This window comes from Streptomyces sp. NL15-2K, assembly GCF_030551255.1.
GTDB lineage: Bacteria > Actinomycetota > Actinomycetes > Streptomycetales > Streptomycetaceae > Streptomyces.
The window spans coordinates 4,222,723-4,245,968 of sequence record NZ_CP130630.1 but is presented as its reverse complement, the minus strand read 5'-3'; the positions used below and the strand labels follow the sequence as shown (position 1 = coordinate 4,245,968).

Annotated in this window: 21 protein-coding genes and 2 tRNA genes; 13 read left to right on the top strand and 10 right to left on the bottom strand. The window is 69.9% G+C overall.

The window, feature by feature from the left end:
* Positions 1-4: 4 nt before the first annotated feature.
* Both Q4V64_RS18860 and Q4V64_RS18855 read left to right on the top strand, forming a co-directional pair.
* A complete protein-coding gene (locus Q4V64_RS18860) occupies positions 5-670 on the top strand; it encodes a class F sortase (RefSeq protein WP_124441972.1) in 666 nt (221 codons plus the stop codon).
* 141 nt (positions 671-811) lie between these two features.
* The gene (locus Q4V64_RS18855) at positions 812-1,843 is read left to right on the top strand and encodes a glycoside hydrolase family 6 protein (RefSeq protein WP_124441973.1); all 1,032 of its coding nucleotides are present in this window, start codon (positions 812-814) and stop codon (positions 1,841-1,843) included.
* 81 nt (positions 1,844-1,924) lie between these two features.
* Here Q4V64_RS18855 and Q4V64_RS18850 read toward each other — a convergent pair whose 3' ends face one another.
* The 3 genes from Q4V64_RS18850 to Q4V64_RS18840 all read right to left on the bottom strand — a co-directional run bounded on the left by Q4V64_RS18850 (position 1,925) and on the right by Q4V64_RS18840 (position 6,409).
* Positions 1,925-3,862 (bottom strand): kelch motif-containing protein, encoded by a 1,938-nt coding sequence (locus tag Q4V64_RS18850; protein ID WP_124441974.1) that lies wholly within the window; start codon positions 3,860-3,862, stop codon positions 1,925-1,927.
* Complete coding sequence (locus Q4V64_RS18845) at positions 3,859-5,877, bottom strand: glycosyltransferase family 2 protein (protein WP_124441975.1); 2,019 nt, start codon at positions 5,875-5,877, stop codon at positions 3,859-3,861. Before Q4V64_RS18845 ends, Q4V64_RS18850 begins: the two co-directional genes overlap by 4 nt.
* A gap of 458 nt (positions 5,878-6,335) precedes the next feature.
* Positions 6,336-6,409 (bottom strand) — tRNA-Lys (locus Q4V64_RS18840).
* Between the two features lie 190 nt (positions 6,410-6,599).
* On the opposite strand from Q4V64_RS18840, the gene Q4V64_RS18835 reads away from it, so the two are divergent.
* The 4 genes from Q4V64_RS18835 (at position 6,600) to Q4V64_RS18820 (ending at position 11,046) form a co-directional block, all read left to right on the top strand.
* Positions 6,600-7,406, top strand: a complete 807-nt coding sequence (locus Q4V64_RS18835) for a peptidoglycan-binding protein (RefSeq protein WP_124441976.1) — start codon at positions 6,600-6,602, stop codon at positions 7,404-7,406.
* 80 nt (positions 7,407-7,486) lie between these two features.
* Positions 7,487-8,635: an SPFH domain-containing protein gene (locus Q4V64_RS18830; protein WP_124441977.1), complete on the top strand. Its 1,149-nt coding sequence runs from the start codon at positions 7,487-7,489 to the stop codon at positions 8,633-8,635.
* A 101-nt stretch (positions 8,636-8,736) separates the two neighbouring features.
* Positions 8,737-9,342 carry a lytic polysaccharide monooxygenase gene (locus tag Q4V64_RS18825; protein WP_124441978.1) on the top strand — a complete coding sequence of 202 codons (606 nt, stop codon included), beginning with the start codon at positions 8,737-8,739 and terminating at the stop codon, positions 9,340-9,342.
* A gap of 51 nt (positions 9,343-9,393) precedes the next feature.
* Complete coding sequence (locus Q4V64_RS18820; protein ID WP_124441979.1) at positions 9,394-11,046, top strand: AMP-binding protein; 1,653 nt, start codon at positions 9,394-9,396, stop codon at positions 11,044-11,046.
* On the opposite strand, the gene Q4V64_RS18815 is transcribed toward Q4V64_RS18820, so the two are convergent.
* The 6 genes from Q4V64_RS18815 to ehuB all read right to left on the bottom strand — a co-directional run bounded on the left by Q4V64_RS18815 (position 11,012) and on the right by ehuB (position 15,339).
* A tRNA-Lys gene (locus Q4V64_RS18815) sits at positions 11,012-11,085 on the bottom strand. The two genes, Q4V64_RS18820 and Q4V64_RS18815, sit on opposite strands and share 35 nt — an antisense overlap.
* A 120-nt stretch (positions 11,086-11,205) precedes the next feature.
* The gene (locus tag Q4V64_RS18810) at positions 11,206-11,967 is read right to left on the bottom strand and encodes an IclR family transcriptional regulator C-terminal domain-containing protein (RefSeq protein ID WP_124441980.1); all 762 of its coding nucleotides are present in this window, start codon (positions 11,965-11,967) and stop codon (positions 11,206-11,208) included.
* Positions 11,968-12,175: 208 nt separating this feature from the next.
* Entirely contained in the window at positions 12,176-12,919 is a 744-nt protein-coding gene (gene ehuA / locus Q4V64_RS18805) for an ectoine/hydroxyectoine ABC transporter ATP-binding protein EhuA (protein ID WP_253267156.1), read from the bottom strand.
* A gap of 73 nt (positions 12,920-12,992) precedes the next feature.
* Positions 12,993-13,643, bottom strand: a complete 651-nt coding sequence (gene ehuD, locus Q4V64_RS18800) for an ectoine/hydroxyectoine ABC transporter permease subunit EhuD (RefSeq protein ID WP_124441982.1) — start codon at positions 13,641-13,643, stop codon at positions 12,993-12,995.
* Positions 13,640-14,410, bottom strand: coding sequence for an ectoine/hydroxyectoine ABC transporter permease subunit EhuC (ehuC, locus tag Q4V64_RS18795; protein ID WP_124441983.1), 771 nt, complete (start codon positions 14,408-14,410; stop codon positions 13,640-13,642). Before ehuC ends, ehuD begins: the two co-directional genes overlap by 4 nt.
* Positions 14,407-15,339: an ectoine/hydroxyectoine ABC transporter substrate-binding protein EhuB gene (gene ehuB, locus Q4V64_RS18790; protein ID WP_124441984.1), complete on the bottom strand. Its 933-nt coding sequence runs from the start codon at positions 15,337-15,339 to the stop codon at positions 14,407-14,409. The genes ehuC and ehuB overlap by 4 nt, the downstream gene beginning before the upstream one ends.
* Before the next feature lie 176 nt (positions 15,340-15,515).
* On the opposite strand from ehuB, the gene Q4V64_RS18785 reads away from it, so the two are divergent.
* The 7 genes from Q4V64_RS18785 to Q4V64_RS18755 all read left to right on the top strand — a co-directional run bounded on the left by Q4V64_RS18785 (position 15,516) and on the right by Q4V64_RS18755 (position 21,592).
* The gene (locus Q4V64_RS18785; protein WP_124441985.1) at positions 15,516-16,010 is read left to right on the top strand and encodes a DUF3830 family protein; all 495 of its coding nucleotides are present in this window, start codon (positions 15,516-15,518) and stop codon (positions 16,008-16,010) included.
* Between the two features lie 144 nt (positions 16,011-16,154).
* Positions 16,155-17,093 carry an ATP-binding cassette domain-containing protein gene (locus tag Q4V64_RS18780; protein ID WP_124441986.1) on the top strand — a complete coding sequence of 313 codons (939 nt, stop codon included), beginning with the start codon at positions 16,155-16,157 and terminating at the stop codon, positions 17,091-17,093.
* Entirely contained in the window at positions 17,090-17,926 is an 837-nt protein-coding gene (locus Q4V64_RS18775; protein WP_124441987.1) for an ABC transporter permease subunit, read from the top strand. The genes Q4V64_RS18780 and Q4V64_RS18775 overlap by 4 nt, the downstream gene beginning before the upstream one ends.
* A 144-nt stretch (positions 17,927-18,070) precedes the next feature.
* On the top strand, positions 18,071-19,300 hold the full coding sequence (locus tag Q4V64_RS18770) for a histidine kinase (protein ID WP_124441988.1): 1,230 nt from the start codon (positions 18,071-18,073) through the stop codon (positions 19,298-19,300).
* Positions 19,297-19,992 carry a response regulator transcription factor gene (locus tag Q4V64_RS18765; protein WP_124441989.1) on the top strand — a complete coding sequence of 232 codons (696 nt, stop codon included), beginning with the start codon at positions 19,297-19,299 and terminating at the stop codon, positions 19,990-19,992. Before Q4V64_RS18770 ends, Q4V64_RS18765 begins: the two co-directional genes overlap by 4 nt.
* 68 nt (positions 19,993-20,060) lie before the next feature.
* Positions 20,061-20,501 carry a MarR family transcriptional regulator gene (locus tag Q4V64_RS18760; RefSeq protein ID WP_124441990.1) on the top strand — a complete coding sequence of 147 codons (441 nt, stop codon included), beginning with the start codon at positions 20,061-20,063 and terminating at the stop codon, positions 20,499-20,501.
* A 143-nt stretch (positions 20,502-20,644) separates the two neighbouring features.
* On the top strand, positions 20,645-21,592 hold the full coding sequence (locus Q4V64_RS18755; protein WP_124441991.1) for a nuclear transport factor 2 family protein: 948 nt from the start codon (positions 20,645-20,647) through the stop codon (positions 21,590-21,592).
* 243 nt (positions 21,593-21,835) lie between these two features.
* Here the strand turns inward: Q4V64_RS18755 and Q4V64_RS18750 are convergent, their stop codons facing one another.
* Positions 21,836-23,227 carry an amidase gene (locus Q4V64_RS18750; RefSeq protein WP_124441992.1) on the bottom strand — a complete coding sequence of 464 codons (1,392 nt, stop codon included), beginning with the start codon at positions 23,225-23,227 and terminating at the stop codon, positions 21,836-21,838.
* Between the last annotated feature and the right edge of the window lie 19 nt (positions 23,228-23,246).

Here is a 23,246-nt window from a genome sequence, read left to right as displayed (position 1 = left end):
GGCCATGTCCGACGATGAACGCACGCCCCGCAGCGGCCGGCTCCTGACCGGCGTGGCCTGGGTGGTCCTGCTGCTCGGGCTGTGGCTGTGGGGCCGCGAGGTGACCGACGTACGGCACGGGATATCCGGGCCCGCCACGGGCGACATGGCGGCGGTCGGACGGCCGCCGGACGTGGAACTGCCGCCCGCGCACCGGCCCCTCGGCGACGCCCTGCCGCAGCGCGTCGACATCCCCGGCCTCGACGTACAGGCGCCGGTCGTGGCCCGCGGTCTGGACGCGCGGGGCGCCGTCGCGCCGCCGCCGTTCGACCAGCTCGGAGTCGTCGGCTGGTACGCGGCCGGGGCGAAACCCGGAGCGGCCGGGACCGCGCTGATGGTGGGGCACGTCGACACCGAGACCCGGCCCGCCGTCTTCTTCAGGCTCAGCGCCCTCCAGCCCGGCGAGACGGTCCGGGTACTCCGCGACGACGGCAAGGTCGCCGAGTTCACCGTGGACGACGTCCAGGTCCTCACCCGCGACGGCTTCGACGCACAGCAGGCGTACGGGCCCCGCCACACCGGACGGTCCGAGCTGCGGCTGATCACCTGCGGCGGCAGCTTCGACCGGGCGAGCCGCAGCTACACGGCGAACGTGATCGTCTCGGCGTATCTGACGGGATCCGGCCTGTGAGGTCATCTGTGTTCCGCCTGTGTTCCGCCGCAGGCCGGATCTCCCGTAACAGCTGTCGGCCAGGGCCCGGACGACCTCGTGGGCCAGGCGACGGATGTGTCAGGATTGAGACTTGGAACGGTGCACCCAAGGGGGAGTTGGATGTACGTCAGCAGGGGGGCTGGAACGCGGGCTGCCGCGGCGGTGCTGGGGGCGGCACTGCTGATCGCAGGCTGTTCCTCGGGGGACGGAAAGGACAAGGAAAAGAAGAAGGACGGCGCCGGCGCCGGCGCCGGGATCACCCAACAGCCCAAGGGCACGGACCCGTTCTGGGTCAACCCGGACGGCAACGCGGCAGAGCAGGTGAAGGACTACGAGGAGGCCGGCAAGAAGGCGGAGGCCGAACAGATCCGCAAGATCGCCGAGCAGCCGACCGCCGAGTGGATCAACCCGGAGAACCCCGAGGAACAGGCCCGGGGCTTCACCGAGGCCGCCGCGAAGGCCGACCGCGAGGCCCTGCTCGTCGTCTACAACATCCCGCACCGCGACTGCGGCCAGTTCTCGGGAGGCGGCGCCGCCGACGGCGACGCGTACCGGGCGTTCGTCGACGGCGTCAGCAAGGGCATCGGCGACCGCCCCGCCACGGTGATCCTGGAGCCGGACGCCGTACTGCACATGGTGGACAACTGCACACCCGAGGAGTTCCACGAGGAGCGCTACGCCCTGCTCAACGAGGCGGTCGGCAAGCTCAAGTCCCTGAAGAACACCAAGGTCTACATCGACGCCGGCAACGTCGGCTGGGGCAAGCCCGACGACATCTCCGAACCCCTCCAGCGGGCCGGCATCGACCAGGCCGACGGCTTCTCGGTCAACGTCTCCAACTTCTACTCCACCGAGGACTCCATCGCCTACGGCAAGGAGCTCTCCGCGAAGGTCGGCAACAAGCACTTCGTCATCGACACCAGCCGCAACGGCAACGGCCCCTACACCGAGGGCGACCAGAACGAGCGCTGGTGCAACCCTCCGGGCCGCGCCCTGGGGGAGACCCCGACGACGAAGACGGCGGACCCGCTCGTCGACGCCTACCTGTGGGTCAAGCGCCCCGGTGAGTCGGACGGCGAGTGCAAGGGCGGCCCGCAGGCGGGCCAGTGGTGGGCGGACTACGCGCTCGGCCTCGCGAAGGCCTCCGCATAGCGCCCGATACGTGGCCTCCGCACAGCGCCCGATACGTGACTGGGGGCGCCCTCCGTGACGGCGCCCCCAACTACGTTCGGCTTATGGCACCCTGACCCACTGCGCCTTGCTCGGCGTGCCCTGGTCGTCGTCCACGAACAGCATGTACCACCCCGCCTGAACAAGGTTCTTGTTCTTCGGCACGGTCACCGTGATCTTGTCCCCGGACGCCTTGAAGTCCAGCGCGATCGACCGCTGGTCGACGTCCGTCACGTGCGTGGACGCGCTCGGCCGGATCAGCCGTACCTTCTTGATCGAGGAGGCGTGCTGCGAGGTGAACGTCCCCGACTCGCCCCGCTCGATGATCTTCGGCCCACCCGACAGCGACGGCCGCGAGTCCCGGTACAGATACGGCGGCGTGTAGATCTCGATCCGCTGCTCGAACTTGCCCGGCTTGGTGTTCGCCTTGTCCGCGTACAACGAGTCCGAGCCGAAGAGCATCACCCGCCCGTCCGGCAGGAGCAGCGACCCGGAGTGGTAGTTCCGGCCCACCAGCGGATCGGCGACCTTGTCGAACGTGTGGGTCTCCGGGTGATACAGCCGCGCCTGGAGGATGTTGGAGTCGCTGCGCCCCCGGTAGTCCTCCGAACCACCGGACACCAGCACGGAGTCGTCCGGCAGGATCGAGGCCTGGGCGTACCGCGTGCCCTTCTCCAGCGAGGGCCCGTCCACGAACTTCGGGTCGTCGGCCAACATGTCGACGATCCGCGTCTTCTTGCTGGACAGCTTCGACTCGCCGACCCCGCCGCCGCCGATCACCATGTACTTCTCGTCCTGCGCCGGAGGCAGCAGCACCGTGCCGGACGTCTCCATCAGCTTGGGATCGCTCAGCCCGGGAATCTTGGTGAACTTGTTGGTCTCCACGTCCCAGACGCCCGGCTCACGGCCCACGTCGTCCGGCCCGTAGCCCGCGTTCGAACCCGAGTAGAAGACCTTGCCGTTCTGCATCAGGAACAGCGCCGGGTACGTCGGGAACTGCATGGTCTTCGGCAGGTAGGTCCACTTCTTGGTCTTCGGGTCGAAGATCTCGTTCTTGCCCGGGACCAGCTGGCCGATGTCGTCGAGACCGGAGACGCTGAGGATCGTGCCGTCGCTCAGGGTGGTGAGCGTCGGGTACCAGCGCGCCTCCTTCATCGGGTCGACCTTGATGTACTTCTCCGCGACCGGATCGAACTCGAAGGCGTCCCGGATGCCCTGGAAGTCCTTCTTGTCGAGGGCGAGCTTCTGCGCGATGCCGTACGTGTTCTTGGCGTCGGCGCCGGTCAGGCCCTGGACGGTGTAGTTGTCCTGCGTGCCGGTCTCGTACTTGGCGCCGCTCTTCTGCGCCTCGACGTAGATCCGGCCCAGACCCGGGGTGTTGCCCAGGAACTTGCCGGTCTTCTTGTCGAAGTTCTTCGTCGCCCGCTCGACGGTGACCGGGTCCTTCGACACGAAGGTCTTGCCGTTCTCCTTGCCCACGAACTTGGTACCCGCGCGCAGCGTGATCGGCTTGTCCGGGTTCTCGTTGTGGACGATCATCAGGCCGCCGGCCTTGGTGACGTCACCCTTCAGCTTCTCGTACCGCTTGGTGCCGCCCGCGATCAGCAGGTTGCCGTTGGCGAGCTGGGTGTGGCCGGTGCAGAACAGGTCCTTGGGCGTGGGGATCTTCTTGATGGTGCCCTTGACCGGGTCCCAGATCCGGGTGTCGAACTTCTTGTCGTCGAAGTTGTCCTGATTGTTGCCCGACCCCGCGACGAGCAGCACCTTGCCGGTGTGCAGCAGCGCCGCGTGGATGGTGTTCTGCCGGTACTCCTCGGGGAACTCGATGACTTCCCACTTGCCGTTCTCGGCTTTGTACTCCGGTTTGTTGATTTGGTACTGGTGGTATTTCTCGGTCCCGAAGCGGTAGAGCCACGGCCCGTTCATCCCGGCCAGCGCGAGCACCACCGCCGTGCCTATCGCGAGTCGACGAGCGCGGCGGCGGCCTGCACGGTCGTTCATTCCTTACGTCCCCCAAGTCCACCAAGGGCAATCTGCATGGTCTGGTCGCCCGTCCCGTCCGAGCCTGCGTTCGAGGCGGCCCAACTCGGCTTGTGCTGCGGGGCGTGCTGGGCCGCGGTGCGCTGCACGGGCAGGGACTGCGGCTCGTAGGCCCCCACGGGAGCCGCGGGCTGAGCGGGCTGGGCGACGGGAACCGCGTTCCGCGGCTCCTGCTCGGGCGCCGCGGGCCTCTTCTTCGCCTGACGCAGCATGTGGCGCCAGGCGAACATCGGCGTGGCGGTGATCAGCGTGGCGAACGTCGCCCAGATGATCATCGCGGGGTGCGAGTGCCCGAAGACGAAACCGGCGGCGATCGAGGCGCCGAAGATCACGATGAAGTACCAGTGGTACCGGAAGGTCCCGAACCACCGGTCCGGGCTGGCCGAATCGCCCTTGGGGGTGACCACGAACTTGCTCTTGCGGCGCAGGACGGAGTCGATCAGCGCCTTGGCGTAGAGCGGCGCGGACAGCGCCGACATCACCATGCCGGCCACACCGCCGGATCCCTCCGGCTCGTGCGGGGAGACGTTGTGCCGGCGGTTCCAGATGTACAGGCCGATCTGAAGCGCCGAGGCGTTGCCGTAGAGCATCAGCCACACGGTCGGGTCGATGTTCACACCCGAGGCGCCCAGGCCCAGGAACAGGGCGCAACTCAGCGCCGCGAGGATCCAGTTGAGGGCGGACATCGGATAGAAGATGATCATCATCGTGTAGTTGAAGAGCTTGCTCGGCGGCAGCGAGTACCAGCCCTTCCAGTACTGCTTGAGGATCGTCTCGTACGTGCCGCGGGACCAGCGCATCTGCTGGGTGAAGAAGTCCGTCCAGGCGCTGGGACCCTCACCGACCGCGAGCACGTCCGGGGTGTAGACCGAGCGCCACTTCTTGCCCGTCGCCGGGTTCTTGTGGCGGTGGATCTCGAAGCCGGTCGCCATGTCCTCGGTGATCGAGTCGTACAGACCGCCGATCTGCTTGAGCGCCCTGATGCGTACGGCATTTGACGTACCGACGAACATCGGCGCGCCGTAGCGGTTGCCGGCGCGCTGGATCAGCGCGTGGAAGAGGAACTGCTGCGACTCGGCGGCCTTGGTGACGAAATTGTCGTAGTTGCCGTACACCTGCGGGCCGATGACGAAGCCGACGTTCGGGTCGCGGAAGAAGCCGAGCATCCGCTCCAGGTAGTTGGGCAGCGGCACGTGGTCGGTGTCGACGGAGGCGAAGTAGTCGTAGTTGTCGCCGTGCGCGTCCAGCCAGGCGTTGTAGTTGCCGTGCTTGGTCTTGGCGCGGTGCGGGCCGGAGGGCTGGTTCCACTTCGCGACGCCCTTGCGGGAGAAGTGGTGCACGCCCAGGCGCGCGCAGACCTCCTTCACCTCGGGGTCGTCGCCCTCGTCGAGGAGCCAGACATGCATGAGGCCGCGGTGGCGGATCTTCACCGCGGCTTCGAGGGTCTTCGTCACCATCTCCAGCGGCTCCTTGCCGGGCACGAAGGAGGTGAGGAAGGCCACTCTGGTGCCGGTCTCGGGCACCACCGGGATCGGGTCGCGGGCGACCAGGGTGGCGTGCGCGTTCGACAGCACGTTCATGCAGCGGAAGAACTCGATCAGACCGATCGAGACGAGCATCACGATGTCCAGCGCAGGAAGCCAGGCGAAGGCCGGGTAGTCGCGCTCGGTCCAGTGCTCCGGCTGCAGCAGCCAGACCAGCAGCACCAGCGACAGCACCGGCGCCGCGGCCAGCATCAAGGCGACCCTTATGCGGTGCGGTTCCTGCGAGATCAGGGAGCGGTACTGCACTCTGTACGGCTTGTTCGGGTCGGGCTGGGTGAGGGGACCGGCCAGCCGGCTGTAGTGCTCGTAGTCGTACTTCGGCAGCGTCTTCTTGATTCTGCGGAACGCGCCGGTGCGATGCGAAGGCACTCTGAGCTGGGTGGTCCTGGACGGGTCGTAGTCCTGCCCGGCGCCCGTCGGCGTCGACGTCATGAGTCATCCCCCCACACGCGGGTCACCGCGTGTTTCGTTTCGTTTCCTTACGCCTGCTCGAGTCACCCCCGACCTTCACAGGCGTTTCAGCGGTGGGTCGCAGTCACCACATGCTCCACAACTTACAGACACCGGTGTGCGACCTTCCGGTTGCATGATGCCCCCCTCGGCATCCGGCCATGAACGGGGCCCCTTTCCCCGTACCAACCGGGCAACCGGCTCCTTGCCCCCCAACTGCCGCGAATCGGCGGCATCTTGAAGAACCAGGGTTCTACGGCGTTCATCATGATCGCAAGATGCGAAACGCGGTGTTTACCGGTCATACGCGTTCATTGTGGCCCATGTGGGGATCGTGTGGAGCGGTTGTGGGCAGATGGGTGTCCATACGGATGAGGGGCGCGTCCGGTTCAACCAGATGCAGAAGGCCCCTCGCTTCCGCGAGGGGCCTGCCTTGTCTGTGCGCCGCCAGGGACTCGAACCCCGGACCCGCTGATTAAGAGTCAGCTGCTCTAACCAACTGAGCTAGCGGCGCCCGCTGACCTGCACAACCTTACCGGACGCCGGGGAGTGTCCCTGACCATCCGCCTGACCCTTGGAAGGGGGCCTGTACATCATTCGGACCGTCAGCGTGCGCGTGTCCGGAAGACAGTTGAGAAACTGGCGAACGTGCACAGGTGTGAACAATTCCTTAAGGAATGTGACAGGGATGTGAGGGGAATCGCATGGCGACTCCGGTCTTCGAGGAATTCGATCCCGCGAGCGACTGCGACTGCCCCGGATGTGTTCACTGGCGGCGGGTCCTGCTCATCAAGCGGGCCAGGACATGGGTCGCCGCGAAGGTGCAGCACCGCACGCGCCCTGTGGGCGGCACGGCGGGGGTGAAGCCGGGCTTCGCGGATCCCGCAACGCCGGACCCCGTGGATCCCGTAACGCCGGACCCCGTGGATCCCGTAACGCCGGACTCCGCGATTCCGGCCGCGCCGGCCGGGGCGCCGACGCCGTACCCGGGGGCGGCGTATTTCGGCCCCGGGGCGAACAACGAGTACGTCACCCAGCTCGGCCGGATGCTCGTCGAGCGCGGTGCCGGGCGCCACTACCCCTGCGGCCCCGGCCCGCGCTGGTCGGACGCGGACCGGCGGGCCACGCGGGCCTTCCAGCAGGCGCAGGGCCGGCGGGGCCGGGACGCGGACGGCCTGCCGGGTCCGCGGACCTGGGCGCTGCTGGTGACGGGGCAGGGCAGGGACATCACGGCCGGGTCGGCCACCCCTTCCGTACCTGCTTCCCACGGGGTGCCCGGCTATCCCGGGCGGGCGCTGTTCCGGCCCGGCGCGAACAACGAGTACGTCACCCGGCTCGGGCGGCAGCTGGTGAGGAAGGGGTTCGGCACGTACTGCACCACCGGGCCGGGTCCGCGCTGGGGCGAGGCGGACCGGCGCGGCGTCGAGGCCTTCCAGCGCGCCCAGGGCTGGCGGGGCGGCGCGGCGGACGGCTACCCGGGGCCGGAGACCTGGCGACGGCTCTTTTCCTGAACGGCGGCTTCGGTGCCGTATCCCCCTGCCGTGACGATCCCCCTGTTGTGAAGCATCTGGCGCGGAGGCTGGAGGCACGCATGAGTACGACCACTTCCCATACCCCGGAGTCCGAGGGGCCGGTCGCGGGGCCGCCCGCGCGGCCCGCCCGGCTCATCCAGAACGAGTCGACCACCGAGATCCCCGTCCATCTGCTGTTCCGCGACGAACCCGAGCCGGTGCCGGTGCCGCTGAAGCCCGCGGTCGTGGGGCGCCGGTACGGGACGGGGGAGCAGCCGCGGCTGCGCGGACCCGCTCCCGTCCGGCCCCGGCCCGTGCCGCGGGTCGATCCCACCCTGGTGGAGCGGCCCGCACGGGTACTGCCCGGCGCGGCGGGCGTGTTCGCCGGTGCCTGCGGGCTGGCCGGATGTGTGGCCGTCTCCTGGTGGGCGGGTGCGCTGCCGCCGCTCGTGCTGGGGGCGCTGGGGCTGCCCTCGTACGCGGGCGCGGGCCTCGGTCCCGCGCAGTGGGCGGCGTACGCGGGCGCGGGCGCGCTGGGGTTGTTCGGCTTCGGCGGGCTGGCGCGCGGCCGGACCGGGCGGGCCTGGGTGCTCGGCCTGTTCGGCCGCTACCGGGGGACCGTCCGGCGCACCGGCCTGCTGTGGGTCAACCCGCTGCTGCTGCGCCGCCGGGTCGACGTACGGCTGCGGCACTGGCGCAGCGAGCCGATGCACGCGGCCGACGCGAGCGGGGTCGCTGTGCGGGTGGCGGTGCTGGTGGTGTGGCGGGTGCGGGACACCGCGCGGGCCGCGCTGGGGGTGGAGGGCCACGAGACGTACCTGCGCGAGTGCGTCGAGGCGGCGCTCGCGCGGGTGCCGGTGGAGACGCCCGGCTCCGGCCGGGCCTCGGTCGACGCCGCCGAGGACGCACTGACCCGGCGGGTCGCGGCGGACACGGCGCCGGTCGGGATCGAGGTGTTCTCGGTGCAGCCGCTGCGGGTGGAGTACGCCCCCGAGGTCGCCGCCGCGATGCACCGCCGCCGGATCGCCGCGCTCGACGCCGAGCACCAGGCGAGCGTGCTCACCTCGCTCGTCGACTCGGTGGAGGACACGGTGACCCGGCTGACCATGCGGGGGCTGGTCGAACTCGACGACTACGAGCGGAAGGTACTGGTGAAGGACTTGACGGTGGCGTTCTGCGCGGGACGCGGGGAAACGGCCCCCTGGCGCCCCGTCGAACAAGTCCCGTGATTGGTATGGACATGCCCAACCCGCAGCAATAATCTCAGACTTGGTCTAGACCTACATGCACAGCTCACTGAACCTCCCCCACGTTCTCCAGGAGCGGCAGCATGCGCAGAAGGGCCAAGTCGTACGCCGCCGTGGTGGGCCTCGCCACCGCCGGAACCCTCGTGCTCTCCTCCGGTGGCGCCAGCAGCCACGGCTACACAGACCTCCCCGTCAGCCGGCAGAAGCTCTGCCAGAACGGCACCGTGACGAACTGCGGCGACATCCAGTGGGAGCCGCAGAGCGTCGAGGGTCCCAAGGGCTTCCCCGCCTCCGGACCGGCCGACGGCCGGATATGTTCCGCCGGCCACACGCGGTTCGCACAGCTCGACAGCCCCAGGACCCCGTCGGGCGGCGCCTGGCCGACGACCAGGGTGACGGGCGGCCAGCGCTACACGTTCCGCTGGCAGTTCACGGCCATGCACGCCACGACCGACTTCAAGTACTACGTCACCAAGCCGGGCTGGAACCAGAACCACAACCTGGCCCGCTCCGACCTCAACCTCACCCCGTTCCTGACCGTCCCCTACGGCGGCCGGCGACCCCCGTCCACGCTCTCCCACAGCGGCACGCTGCCCTCCGGGCTGAGCGGCCGCCACGTGATCCTGGCGGTGTGGACGGTCGCGGACACGGGCAACGCGTTCTACGCCTGCTCGGACGTCACGTTCTGAGGCTCGAAGGGGCCTCGTAATCTGACGGTACGTCAACTACCGTGCTCCTCCATGGAGTCCAGGAGGCGCACGGTCGCGGAACTCGTCGCCGACCGGTGGGGCGATCACCGGCCGGGTCTGTGGTGCGAGGAACGGACGCTGACCCACCACGAGGTGGCGGCGGGGGCCGCGGCACGAGCCGCGCTGCTGGCCGACCTGCTGCCATCCCGCGCGCATGTCGGGGTCCTGCTCGACAACACCGCCGAGTACCCGCTGTGGCTGAGCGCGGCGGCCCTCGCGCGCTCCGCCGTGGCCGGAATCAATCCCGCCCGCCGGGGCCCCGAACTCGCCCGCGACATCCTGCACACCGAATGCCGGATCCTGGTCACGGAGCGCACTCACCTGCCCCTTCTCACCGGTTTCGACCTGCCCGGCGTAGGTGTACTGGTGACCGACACGGAGGAATACGGCGACCTGCTCGCCCCGTACACCGACGCGCGGCCGGACGCCTCCCGCGCCACCCCCGCCGACCGCCTGCTCCTCTACTTCACCTCCGGCTCGACCGGCGCTCCCAAGGCCGCGCTCTGCTCCCAGGGCCGCCTGGCCGCCGCCGGACGCTCGCTGGCCGAGCAGTTCCAGGTGGGGCCCGACGACGTGCACTACGTCTGCATGCCGATGTTCCACGGCAACGCGGTGATCGCCGACTGGGCGCCCGCGCTCGCGGCCGGGGCCGGCGTGGCGCTGCGGCGGCGGTTCTCGGCGTCGCGGTTCCTGGCGGACGTACGGCGCTACCGGGCGACGTACTTCACCTACGTGGGCCGGGCCGTGCAATACATCCTCGCCACCGAGCCCCGACCCGACGACCGCGACCATCCCCTGCGGCTGGGTTTCGGCACGGAGGCCGGAGCGGTGGACGCGGCGGCGTTCGAGCGGCGGTTCGGAGTGCGGCTGGTGGAGGGATACGGGTCCTCGGAGGGCGGCGCGGCGATCCAGTGGCGGCCCGGCACACCGCCCGGCGCGGTCGGCCCGGCGGCGCCCGGACTGGTCGTCCTCGACCCGGAGACGCACGAGGAGTGCCCGCCGGCCGTCTTCGACCCGTCCGGCCGGCTGCTGAACGGCGAGGAGGCCATCGGGGAGCTGGTGAACCGCGGGCCCAGCCCCTTCGAGGGCTACTGGCGCAACCCGGAGGCGGAGGCCGAGCGGCGACGGGACGACGGCTGGTACTGGACCGGCGACCTCTTCTACCGGGACGCCGACGGCTACCTCTACTTCGCCGGCCGCACCGACGACCGCCTCCGCGTCGACAGCGAGAACCTGGCCGCCGCGATGATCGAGAACATCCTCGCCCGGTACGACGGCGCGGTCGCCGTCGCTGTCTACGCGGTGCCGGATCCGGTCACCGGCGACCAGGTGATGGCGGCGATCGCGGGTGACTTCGACCCCGGGGACTTCGCCGCGTTCCTGTCCGCCCAGCCGGATCTGGGGACGAAGATGGCGCCCCGCTTCGTACGGGTGGTGGAGCGGATGCCCGTCACGGCCACGAACAAGATCCACCGGGCACTGCTGCGGCGGGAAGGGTTCCGGTGCGCGGACCCGGTGTGGTGGCGGCCTCCGGGGGAGCCGGCCTACCGGCGGCTGACCAGGGAGGAAGCCGAAGGGCCCCTCGTGTCCACGAGAGGCCCTTTATTTGTGCGCCGCCAGGGACTCGAACCCCGGACCCGCTGATTAAGAGTCAGCTGCTCTAACCAACTGAGCTAGCGGCGCATGACTCCCGCCGTCCGCTCTCGGCGGTCGGCGACAGGCAAAATACTACCTGGTCCGCGGGGGTGCTTCTGACGCCGATCCGTGTGGCCTGGATCGCCTCTGTGTGTTCCGGATCGTGTTCTAGATCGCCAGGGACAGCAGTACGGGCGCCGCGCCCCGGTTCAGCCGGTCCGCGGCCTGGCGGAGCCGGTGGGCGTGCTCGACCGGGAGGGACAGGGCCAGGCAGCCGACCGAGGATCCGGCCGTGATCGGGACGGCCGCGCAGACCGTGCCGACCGCGTACTCCTGGAGGTCGAGGTGGGGCACCGTCGGCGGCTGGGACTCCAGGCGGGAGAGCAGCAGCTCGTCGCTGGTGATGGTGCGCGAGGTGAGGCGGGCCATCTTGTGGCGGGAGAGGTGGTCGCGGCGGCCGTTGTGGTCGAGCTGGCCGAGCAGGCTCTTGCCGATGGCGGTGGCGTGCGCGGAGTAGCGGAAGTCGACCCACTCGTGGACCGCGGGAGTGGCCGGGCTGTCGGCGTACTGGGTGACGTTGATCTCGCCGTCGACGTACCGGCTGATGTAGACGGCGGCGCCGACGGAGTCGCGCAGCCGGTCGAGGTTCTGCTGGAGCCGCTCGCGCAGCGCCTGCTCGCGGTCGCCCCCGGCGGAGCCGAGGCGGGTGAGGGCGGCGCCGGTGACGTACGCGCCGTCGGTGACCTGCTCGACGTATCCCTCGCGGCGCAGCATCCGCAGGAGCGTGGTCAGGCGCTCCGGGCTGAGGCCGGTGAGGCGGGCGAGCTGGACGTCGGTGACTCCGGTGGTGTGCCGCGCCACCGTCTCCAGGACGCGCAGGGCGTCCTGGGCCGAGTGGTACGGCGCGGTCGGCTCGTGCATCAGCGCCACGGTGCTCCCCCTGCGCTTGTAGGGCCGGTTTCCGGACAGCCGGGCTCTTCCACGATAGCCGCCAACGGGCTTCGGCGGAGGGGCTGTTCCGCAGATTCCGGGGCGCGTTGTCGGGGCCCGGCGAGGGGTGTGAACTGGGGATTATGCGATACGCATATGCCCATGGCGGGGCGCCGGCCACGGTGCCGGCGCCCTCCCGTACGGGCCTCTACAGAACGGCGTTCAGGAACTCCCGCGTCCGTTCGTGGTCGGGGTCGCCGAAGAGCTTCTCCGGCGGCCCGGACTCGATGACCCGGCCTTCGTCGAACATCAGCACCTGGTCCGAGATGTCCCGGGCGAAGTTCATCTCGTGCGTCACGCACAGCATCGTGATGTCGGTGCTGCGGGCGAGGTCGCGCAGCACGTCCAGCACGCCGGCCACGAGCTCCGGGTCCAGCGCCGACGTCACCTCGTCCAGCAGGAGCACCTGCGGCCGCATCGCCAGCGCCCGGGCGATCGCCACCCGCTGCTGCTGGCCGCCCGACAACTGCGTCGGATAGGCGTCGCACTTGTCGCCGAGGCCCACCAGGTCGAGCAGCTCACGGGCCCGCTGCTCGGCCTCGTCCTTGGACATGCCGAGGACGGTGACCGGCGCCTCGGTGACGTTCCTGAGCACCTTCATGTTCGGGAAGAGATTGAACTGCTGGAACACCATCCCGATCTTCTTGCGGACCTCGCGGACCTGCTTCTCGGGAGCCGGGAAGAGCTGCTCCCCGTCGACGGTGATCTTGCCCTCGTCGGGCTCGGTCAGGGTCATCAGCAGCCGCAGGATCGTCGTCTTGCCGGAGCCGGACGGGCCGATCAGCGTGACGTGCTTGCCGGTGTCGACGGAGAAGTCGAGGTGGTCGAGGACGGTGTTGCCGCCGAAGCGCTTGGTGACCTGCTCCAGGCGGATCAGCTCACGGGTCTCCACGGCCGGGGTCTCGGCCTGCTTGTCGAGTGCCGCCGCCGAGGGCTGCTTGTCGGGCGGTGTCGTGGGTTCGGTGTCAGCGGGCAAGACGACGCTCCAGGGCTCGGAGGAGGAGGGAGGCGGGGTAGGCGATGAGGATGAAGGCGATCCCTACGGCCACGATCGGCTCGTTCATCTGGAAGGTCTGCGAGCCGAACTGGCGGGCCTCGCCGAGCATCTCCAGCACGCCGATGGTCATCAGCATCGGCGAGTCCTTCAGCATCGCGATGACGTAGTTGCCCAGGGCGGGCACGACGCGGCGCAGTGCCTGCGGCAGGATCACCGCGGTCCAGGTGCGCGAGCGCGGCATGCTGAGCGCGGTCGCCGCCTCCCACTGGCCGGCGGGCACGCCGTCGATGCCGGCGCGGTACACCTCCGCGGTGTACGTGGAGTAGTGCAGGCCGAGGCCGAGCACACCCGTCGCCAGCGCGGAGAGGGTCAGGCCCCATTCCGGCAGGACGTAGAAGATGAAGAAGAGCTGCACCAGCAGCGGGGTGTTGCGGATGAACTCGGTGACCGCCGTCACCGGCCAGCGCACCACCTTCAGGGGCGAGCGCTGGGCCAGGGCCCAGACCAGCCCGAGGGCGAACGCGATCAGCGAGCCCAGCACGAGTGCCTGCAGCGTGACCAGGACGCCGTCCCAGAAGACCGGCATGAAGTCGCCCAGCGTGGACCAGTCCCACTTCACGAGGCACCTCCGGGGGCGGCGGACGAACCGGCGACGAGGTCCGGCCGGCCGGCGTCGGTCTTACCGAGCCCGGGCCGGGTCACGGTGGTCGAGGCGCGGCTCTTGGGCGGGGTCCGCCCGACACTGGCCTTGGCCCTGCGTTCCACCAGGCGCATCACGCGGGTGAGCAGGAAGGCCAGCACGAAGTACATGACGAGGATGACGGTGTAGACCGGGGCGCTCTTGCCGATGGCGTTGCGCACCAGCTGGGCCGCGAAGGTGATGTCGCCCACGCCCAGGACGGACACCAGGGCGGTGCCCTTCAGCAGCTCGATGAGCAGGTTGTTGAAGGGCGGCACCATCTCCGGCCAGGCCTGCGGCAGCACGATCTTGCGCATCCGCTGGGCCGGTGTGAAGCCCAGGGCGACGCCCGCCTCCCGCTGGGCCGGCGGCACCGCGGCCACCGCACCCCGGACGACCTCCGAGCCGTAGGCGCCGTAGGTGCAGCCCAGCGTGAGCACGGCGGCCCACATCGGCACGAGCTGCCACCCCAGCGTCAGCGGCACCACGAAGAACACCCACATCATCAGGACCAGGGCGGAGGTGCCGCGGAATATCTCGAAGTACGCGCCCGAGACGAACCGTACGATCCACAGCCGATGCGTCCGGGCGATGCCCACGACGAAGGCGACGACCGCGCCGAGCGCGGCACTGAACACGGTCAGCTGGACGGTGATCCAGAGGCCGTTGAAGATCAGGGCCCACAGATGGGAGTTGATGTCACTCATGACCGACACTTCTCCTCGGCCGTGAGGTTCGTCATCTGGTCCTTCGTGAAGCCGAAGGGCCGCATGATCTCCAGCAGCTCACCGCTCCGCTTCAGCTTGTGCAGCTCACGGTTGAAGGCGTCCCGGAGGTTCCGCTCCGGCGTCCGGAACGCGAAGGCGCCGACGTCGATGACCGGTTTACCGTCCATGTACGGCGTGACCTCCTCGGTCGCCTCCACCTTCTTGCTGCCGGTCTGCTTCACCACGTTGCGCACGGTGACGGCGGTGCCCACGAAGACGTCGACGCGGCCCTGTTCGACGGCGAGGAGACCGGCCAGCTGGTCGGGCAGGGTGGCGATCTGCTTCACACCCGCCTCCTTGGCGTAGTCGATCTCCGCGTAGCCGATGCCGGTCGCCATCCGGGCCTTCGCCCGCGCGATGTCGGCGTACGTGCGCAGGTTCTTCGGGTTGCCCTTGGGCACGATGAAGGCGTCCTTCATCTGGTACTCGGGGTCGGCGAAGAGCACCTGTTCGCAGCGTTCGGGGTTGATGTACATGCCGGCGGCGACCACGTCGAACTGGAGCGAGTTCAGTCCGAAGATCAGCGAGCCGAACTCGGTCGGGAACGGTTCGACCTTCTCGACGCCGAGGTTGCCGAAGATGCGCTCGGCGATGGCCGGGGCCGACCCGGTGATCTTGCCGTCCGTTCCGATGTAGCCGTACGGCTGCTCGCCCGCGATGCCCAGGCGCACGGTGCCGTTGGCGCGCAACTGGTCGAGCAGGTGCCCGCCGTCCCCGGTGTCGGCCGTGGCCACCCGACTGCACCCGCTGCTCGCCCCGACCGCGCCCGCCGTGACCAGGGCGGCCGATCCCGAGAGCAGGGTGCGCCGGCGTATGCCGGGTCTCCTCGTGCTTCGTGAGCCGTTGTCGTCTGCCTGCAGTCCAACCATGGGCGCGCGGCTACCCCGATAGACACCGGGTATTCCGGCCACTCCCCGTTTCTTCACGTACGGGGGGCGCTCTCCCTCCTGGTGCATTGGAACGCGCCCCGCAGGGCAGATGGGCCCGAAGGAACACCGGGTACGCCAGGTACGCCGGTAACGCCGAGGAACACCAAGGGGACGGAATGGCGGAACGCTATGTCGAGGTCGCGCTGGACCGGCGCGGGGTCCGGTGCCGGGCACGGCTGCTCGACGACCGGGCACCGATCACGTGCGCGGCGGTGTGGGACGCGCTGCCCCTGAGCAGCGACGTCTACCACGCCAAGTACGCGCGCAACGAGATCTACGCCCTCTTCCCGCCCTTCGCGGAAACGGAACCGCCCCTGGAGAACCCGACCGTCACCCCGATCCCGGGCGACCTCTGCTACTTCTCCTTCGCCGGCGCGGAACTCGGCACCCGCGCCTACGGCTACGACCGCGAGGTCCGCCCCGGCACCACCCTGGTCGACCTGGCCCTCTTCTACGAACGCAACAACCTCCTCCTCAACGCCGACGTCGGCTGGGTCCCCGGCATCGTCTGGGGCCAGATCGTCGAGGGCCTGGAGGACATGGCCGACGCCTGCAACGACCTGTGGCGGTCGGGGGCGGCGGGGGAGACGCTGAGTTTTCGGCGGGCGTGAGACCGCGACACCGCGGGTCGCCCCACGGTCGCTGTCCAGAGCGGTCGCGTACTGCGGTCGTGGTACGCGCAGTGCACGCCGTGGGCTGACGCCGCGTTCCGCTTTCCTCGAGAAGCTTGAAACCTCAAAATATGGAGGTGGATTGTGATCGAGGTGGACAACCTCAGCAAGAGGTACGGCGACAAGCTCGCAGTCGATGAACTGAGCTTCTCCGTGCGTTCCGGTGTGGTGACGGGGTTCCTCGGGCCCAACGGTGCGGGCAAGTCGACCACGATGCGGATGATCATGGGCCTTGACCGGCCGTCGTCCGGTACGACGCGTGTCAACGGCCGCCCGTACGAGCGGCACAAGGCCCCGCTGCAGGAGATCGGGGCGCTGCTGGAGGCGAAGGCGATCCACCCCGGACGTTCGGCATACAACCACCTGCTGGCGCTGGCGGCGAGCAACGGCATCGGCAAGCGGCGGGTGCTGGAAGTGATCGACATGGTCGGGCTGACGGAGGTGACCCGCAAGCGGGCGGGCGGGTTCTCGCTGGGGATGGGGCAGCGGCTGGGCATCGCCTCGGCGCTGCTCGGTGACCCGCAGGTCGTCATGCTGGACGAACCGGTCAACGGCCTTGACCCCGAAGGGGTGTTGTGGATCCGCAACCTGTTGAAGGACCTCGCGGACCGGGGGCGGACGGTCTTCGTCTCCTCTCACCTGATGACCGAGATGGCGTTGATCGCCGAGGACCTGATCGTGATCGGACGGGGGCGGCTGCTGTCCGCCGGTCCGCTCGCCGCATTCATCGCCGGATCCTCCAGCAGCAGCGTACGAGTGCGCTCACCGCAGGCCGCGGACCTGCGTGCCCTGCTGCTGGGCGACGGCGTCTCGGTGTCCACCAGCGAGCCGGGCGTGCTGGAGGTGACGGGACTGGAGGCGGCCGAGATCGGTGCACGCGCCGCGGCCGCCGGCGTGGTCCTGCATGAGCTGTTCCGTCAGGAGCCCTCGCTGGAGGAGGCGTTCATGGAGCTGACCCGCGACGCCGTCGAATACCACGCCACCTCCACCGAGCCCGTCACGACGGGAAGGACGAACCGATGAGCACCACCGACTTCGCCCCTCAGGGCACCGACACGACGGCCCCCCGGTCGGCCGGCCGTCAGCGGGTCACCTTTCCGCGGGTCGTCCACATGGAATGGATCAAGCTGAGGTCGCTGCGCTCGACGACCCTCACGCTGGCGATCACGGTCGCCCTCCTCATCGGCTTCGGCCTGCTGTTCAGCAGCCTGGTCGGCTCGGGAGAGGGCCCCGACCAGGAAGACTTCAGCGACCCGACCTCGATCACCTTGGGCGGCGTGATGCTCGCCGCGCTTGCCATCGCGGTGCTCGGGGTGCTGATGAGCGCCGGCGAGTACGCCACCGGAACCATCCGCGCCACGCTGGCCGCGGTCCCGTCACGCCTGCCGGTGCTGTGGGGCAAGGTGGTCGTCTTCGCCGCGGTCAGCTTCGTGCTCATGTTCGTCGCGGCCCTGGCGGCCTTCCTGCTCGGCCAGTCGGTCCTGTCCTCCCGCGACATGGACACCGCCGCGCTGTCCGATCCGGGGGTGTTCCGCGCGGTCGTCGGCGCGGCGGTCTACCTGACCGGCGCCGGCCTGATCGGCCTGGCGGTCGGGGCCCTGCTGCGCAACACCGCCGGGGCGATCACCCTCGTGGTGGGCGCGCTGTTCGTGGTGCCCGGCCTGATCCAGCTGCTGCCGAGCAGTTGGAACGACGCCATCGGCCCGAACCTGCCGTCGAACGCGGCGAACTCGGTCATGTCCGTGCAGACGGCCGGTGACTCGCTGTCACCCGGGTCCGGACTGGCGGTGTTCGCCGTGTACATCGTGGTGCTCCTGGCCGGCGCGGCCGTCGTGCTCAAGCGGCGCGATGCCTGAGCCCATCGCCGCCGGCGCTCCGCCTGCCCGCTCGTACCCCTGTGGCGTACGGGCGGGTAGTCCCGTCCGCCGGTACGAGGGGACTCGGTACGAGGGGACGGTGCGGCCGTGACCGGCCCGGCGTCGTGGCGACGGGTGACTGGCGTGGAGCCACGCCTGCTGGATGCCGCCGTCGCCGCGGTCGTGGGCGGTGGCGGCCTGCTGGCCCTGCTGTTCGAGCTGGGGCCCGACGGCGTAGCACCGTCGGGCGCCGACGCCGTTGCCGCCGGGGTCGCGGTCCTCCTCCTGCTGGCCCGCCGCCGGGCACCGCTGCCCGTCCTGGCGCTGACGGTGCTCGGCGAGACCGCCTTCACCGTCCTCGCCTCCCGTCCGTCGCCCGTGCTCGCCGTCACCGCGCTGATCGCGGTCTACACCGTGGCCCGTACGGTCCGTCGTCGGATCGCGCTGATCGCTGCTGCCGTCACGGCCACCGCGCTGTACGTCGTCGTCGCCTATCCGACGGACTCGGCCTCCGACCCGGAGGGCGGCGCCGTGTTCGCCTGGGTCGGCATGTTCGCCGCTGTCGGAGGAACCGTGCGCACCTGGCGCGATTACACGGCCGCGATGGAGGAGCGGGCGCTACGCGCGGAGGCGAGCAAGGAAGTGGAGGCCCGCCGCCGGGTCGCCGAGGAGCGGCTGCGCATCGCCCGGGAGCTCCACGATGTGGTCGCCCACCACATCGCCCTGATCACCATTCAGGCGGGCGTGGCCGGACACTTCCTGCGTGACCGCCCGGACCGGGCCGACGCGGCGCTCGCCCACATCCGCGAAGGCGGCCGCACGGTGCTGGATGAACTGGGCTCGCTGCTGCACGTACTACGACAGTCCGGCGACGAGTCGGACGAGACGGATGAGGCGCAACCGACGGAACCCGTACCCGGCCTGTCCCGCCTCGGACGGCTCATCGAATCGCTGACCGCCGCCGGGCTGAGCGTCCGCCACCGGCAGGTCGGCCCGCCGCGCCCCCTGCCGACCGCCATCGACCTGGCCGCCTACCGCATCCTCCAGGAGGCGCTGACCAACGCCCACAAGCACGGCGCCGACGCCGTGACGGACCTGCTCGTCGACTACCGGACCGACGCGCTGCACATCGAGATCTCCAACCCGGTACGCACCGGCCCGGTCCCGGATGCCCAGGGCACCGGGCACGGGCTGACGGGCATGCGTGAGCGCGCCCACGCGCTCGGCGGCAGCTTCCACGCCGGAGCAGGCGCCGACGGTCGCTTCCGCCTCGACGTGCGTCTGCCCCTGCCGGAGACCGAAACACCGGCGGATGCTCCGAGCGGATCTGACACAGAGCTGGATGCGACCACCGCGCAGGGGAGACACGCATGACCATCCGCGTCCTGCTCGCCGACGACCAGGCCCTTGTCCGTGTCAGCTTCCGCATGATCATCGAGTCGGAGCCCGACCTGGAGGTCGTCGGAGAGGCGGCGACGGGCGACGAAGCGGTCAGGCTGGCCCGCAGCACCCTCGCCGACGTCGTCCTGATGGACATCCGTATGCCCGAGATGGACGGCCTCGCCGCCACCGGCGCCATCACGGCCGACGACGACCTCGCGGGCGTACGGGTGCTGATCCTGACGACCTTCGAAGCCGACGAGTACGTCTTCCAGGCGCTGCGTGCCGGGGCCAGCGGCTTCCTCGGCAAGGGTGTGGAGCCCGCCGACCTCCTCGACGCCATCCGTCTCGTTGCCCGGGGAGAGGCACTGCTGTCACCGAAGGCGACCAAGGCTCTCATCGCCCGCTACCTCGCCGCACCGGACCCCAAGGGCCCTCCGGTGCCGGAACTGACGAGCCTGACCGAACGCGAGCGCCAAGTGCTCGTCCTCGTGGCCGCCGGTCTCTCCAACGACGCCATCGCCGAACGTCTCCACGTCTCGCCCTGGACCGCCAAGACCCACGTGAACCGCATCATGACCAAGCTCGGCGCCCGGGACCGTGCCCAACTCGTCGTGATCGCCTACCAGACCGGCTTCGCTCGGGGCCAAGGGCCAGTACCTGACCAAAATAGTCAGTCTCTCTGACACTTAGGTACTCTAAGTCAGTCAGAGAGCCTGACGATTCCCGAGAAAATTGAAGGAGGTGTGGCCGCATGCCCGACCAACTCGACATCGGGTCCCTGCTCTTCATCGCCTACCGGGCGATGGGCGACCGGGTCTTCGCCGCCATCACCGAGGCCGGGTACGACGACGTCACCATGGCGCAGTTCAAGCTCCTGCAGCGCATCAACGCCGACGGCAGCCGCCTCAGCGAACTCGCCGAAGCCGCACAGGTGACCAAACAGACCGCCGGCTACCTGGTCGACCAGTTGGAGGCCGGCGGATACGTGGAGCGCTGCCCGGATCCCACGGACGCCCGCGCCCGGCTGATCCGCAAGACCGACAAGGCGCAGGCCATACACCCCGTCGCCGTTGCGGCGATCGCCGAGATCGAGGCCGAGTGGGCCGCCCACCTCGGCAAGCGCCGGATGGACCAGGTGCGCGAGGGTCTCGCGAAGCTCCGTGAGATCACGGACCCGTACCTCGGCCGGTGAGCTCGGCGTCCGGTCACGGCTCCTGCGAACTCCTTGACGATAGTCAGCCGCTCTGACTAATCTGATCGCATACTAGTCAGAGCGGCTGACTATTTTAGTCAGCGTGTCGTACTTGATTCGCCATGACCACCAAGGAGAGCGCCATGAACACCACTCCCGCACACGCCCGCAGAGCCGTCACCGCCGCGCTCATGACCGCGGCCCTCGCAGCCGGCGTCGCCGTGGTACCCGCCGCCGCGGCCACCCCCTCGACCGCCGCCCGCGACGCCGGTTCCGGCGTCGGCCACGGTGGGAAGGCTCGGCTCAGCTACCAGGAGTCCGCCGCCGTCCGTCTCACCAAGGGCGTGTTCGAGCGGGGGGACACCAGGGTCATCGACCAGTTCGTACAGCCGAACTACATCGCCCACAACCCGCACTCTGCCAACGGCGCCGAGGCCCTGAAGAACCTCGGAGCGTACTTTCACCAGCAGTTCCCGAACGCCAGGTACGACGTCAAGCGGGTCTTCTCCGAGGGGAACCTGGTGGTGATGCACTCCAACCTCGTCAGGACACCGGGTACCCGTGGCGACGCGGTCGTCGACATCTACCGCTTCCAGAACGGCAAGATCGCCGAGCACTGGGACGCCTCGCAGGAGGTGCCGGAGACCACCACCAGCGGCAACGACATGTTCTCCACGCTCAGCCTGCCGCGGACCCAGGAGCCGGGATCGCGCCAGCTCACCGCGCGCAACAAGAAGCTGGTGACCGCCTACTACGACCAGGTTCTCGTCCGCAAGGACCTGTCCGGCATCGACACCTACGTGGCCGCCGACTACCACCAGCACAACCCCGACATCGAGGACGGCGCCGCGGGAGCGAAGGCCGGGCTGGGGTGGCTCTTCCAGCAGTACCCGCAACTGACGAACACCCCGAAGCGGATCATCGCCGAGGGAGACCTGGTGGCCGTCCACAGCCACTCCGTCCCCGCGCCCGGCGAGCGTGGCAGCGCGGTCGTGGACATCTTCCGCGTACGGAACGGGAAGATCGTCGAGCACTGGGACGTCATACAGGAGGTGCCGGAGACATCGGCGAACGACAACACCATGTTCTGAGCCGCGCAACAGGCCCGGCATCCCGGTACACGCCGCACTCCGGGCACGTGCGGACCTAGGGCCTGTTGCGAAAGTGGCGCCTGCCGCGCGACGCCCGGCACGGGCTCTCGGCGCACCGCCCGAAAGCCCGAGTACGCCCAGTACGAGGGCTTCCGGGCGGCACGCCGAGAGCCCGCACCGGACGCCGCGCGGCCGCCCTTCGGGCGACGACGCCACTTTCGCAACAGGCCCTAGCCAGGACGCTCAGCTTCCGGCCCCCGTCACCCCCGCCTCGTCCAACGCGTGCGCCGCCCGCAGCACCAGATCGTCCCGGTGCCGGGCGGCCACGATCTGCAGGCCCACCGGCAGCCCGTCGCCGTCCGTCCCCACCGGTACGGACGCGGCCGGCTGCTGGGTCATGTTGAACGGGTACGTGAAGGGCGTCCAGCCCGTCCAGCGGCGGTGGCCCGAGCCCTTCGGGACCTCGGCGCCCGCCTCGAAGGCGGTGATCGGGAGGGTGGGGGTGACCAGCAGGTCGTAGGAGTCGTGGAAGTGGCCCATGCGGCGGCCGAGCTCCATGCGGACGTCGACCGCGGCCAGGTAGTCGAGCGCGCTGTAGCGGGCGCCCTGGTCGCAGATCTCCCTGAGGCCGGGGTCGAGCAGCTCCCGCTGGTGCGGGCCGAAGGGCTGGGTCACCCGGGCCGCGCCGCTGAACCACAGGGTGTGGAAGGCGTCCACCGGTTCGGTGAAGTCGGGGTCGGCCTCGGTCACGTACGCGCCGAGATCCGCCAGCCGCTCCACCGCCCGGCGCACCGCCGCCGCGACCGCCGGCTGCACCGCCACCTGGCCGCCGAGGGTGGGTGAGTAGGCGACGCGCAGACCGTGCACCCCGCCCGACAGCCCCGCCGCGAACGAGCCGGGCGCCGCGCCGAGCGCCGACCAGTCACGGGAGTCGGGGGTGCCGATGACGTCGAGGAGGAGGGCGGCGTCCGCCGCGGTGCGCGTCATCGGGCCCACGTGGGCGAGGGTGCCGAAAGCGCTCGCGGGGTACAGCGGGACTCGGCCGTACGTCGGCTTGAGCGCGAAGATGCCGCAGAAGGCCGCCGGGATACGGACACTGCCGCCGCCGTCCGTGCCGAGGGCGAGCGGTCCCGCGCCACGAGCCACGGCCGCCGCCGCGCCGCCGCTGGAGCCGCCCGCGGTGCGCGACGGGTCGTGGGGATTGCGGGTCACTCCGTTCAGCGGCGAGTCCGTCACGCCCTTCCAGCCGAACTCGGGTGTCGTGGTCTTGCCGAGGAAGACGGCACCGTGCTCGCGCAGCCGGGCGACGGACGGGGCGTCCTCGTCCCAGCGGCCGTGCTCCGAGATCGCCTTCGAGCCCTTGAGTGTCGGCGCCCCGCGCAGCAGCAGGATGTCCTTCACCGTGGTCGGCACGCCGTCCACCAGCCCGGCCGGCTCGCCGCGCCGCCATCGGTCGGCCGACGCCCGCGCCTGCGCGAGGGCCTGGTCCGCGAGGAGGCGCACGAAGGCGTTCACCTCCGGCTGGATCGCCTCCGCCCGCTCCAGGGCCGCGCGGGTCGCCTCCACGGGGCTGAATTCGCCCTTGCGGTAGCCGTCGACGAGTTGTACTGCGGTCAGTTCGGTGAGCTCCGGCATCCGCGCCTCCGTAGGACGG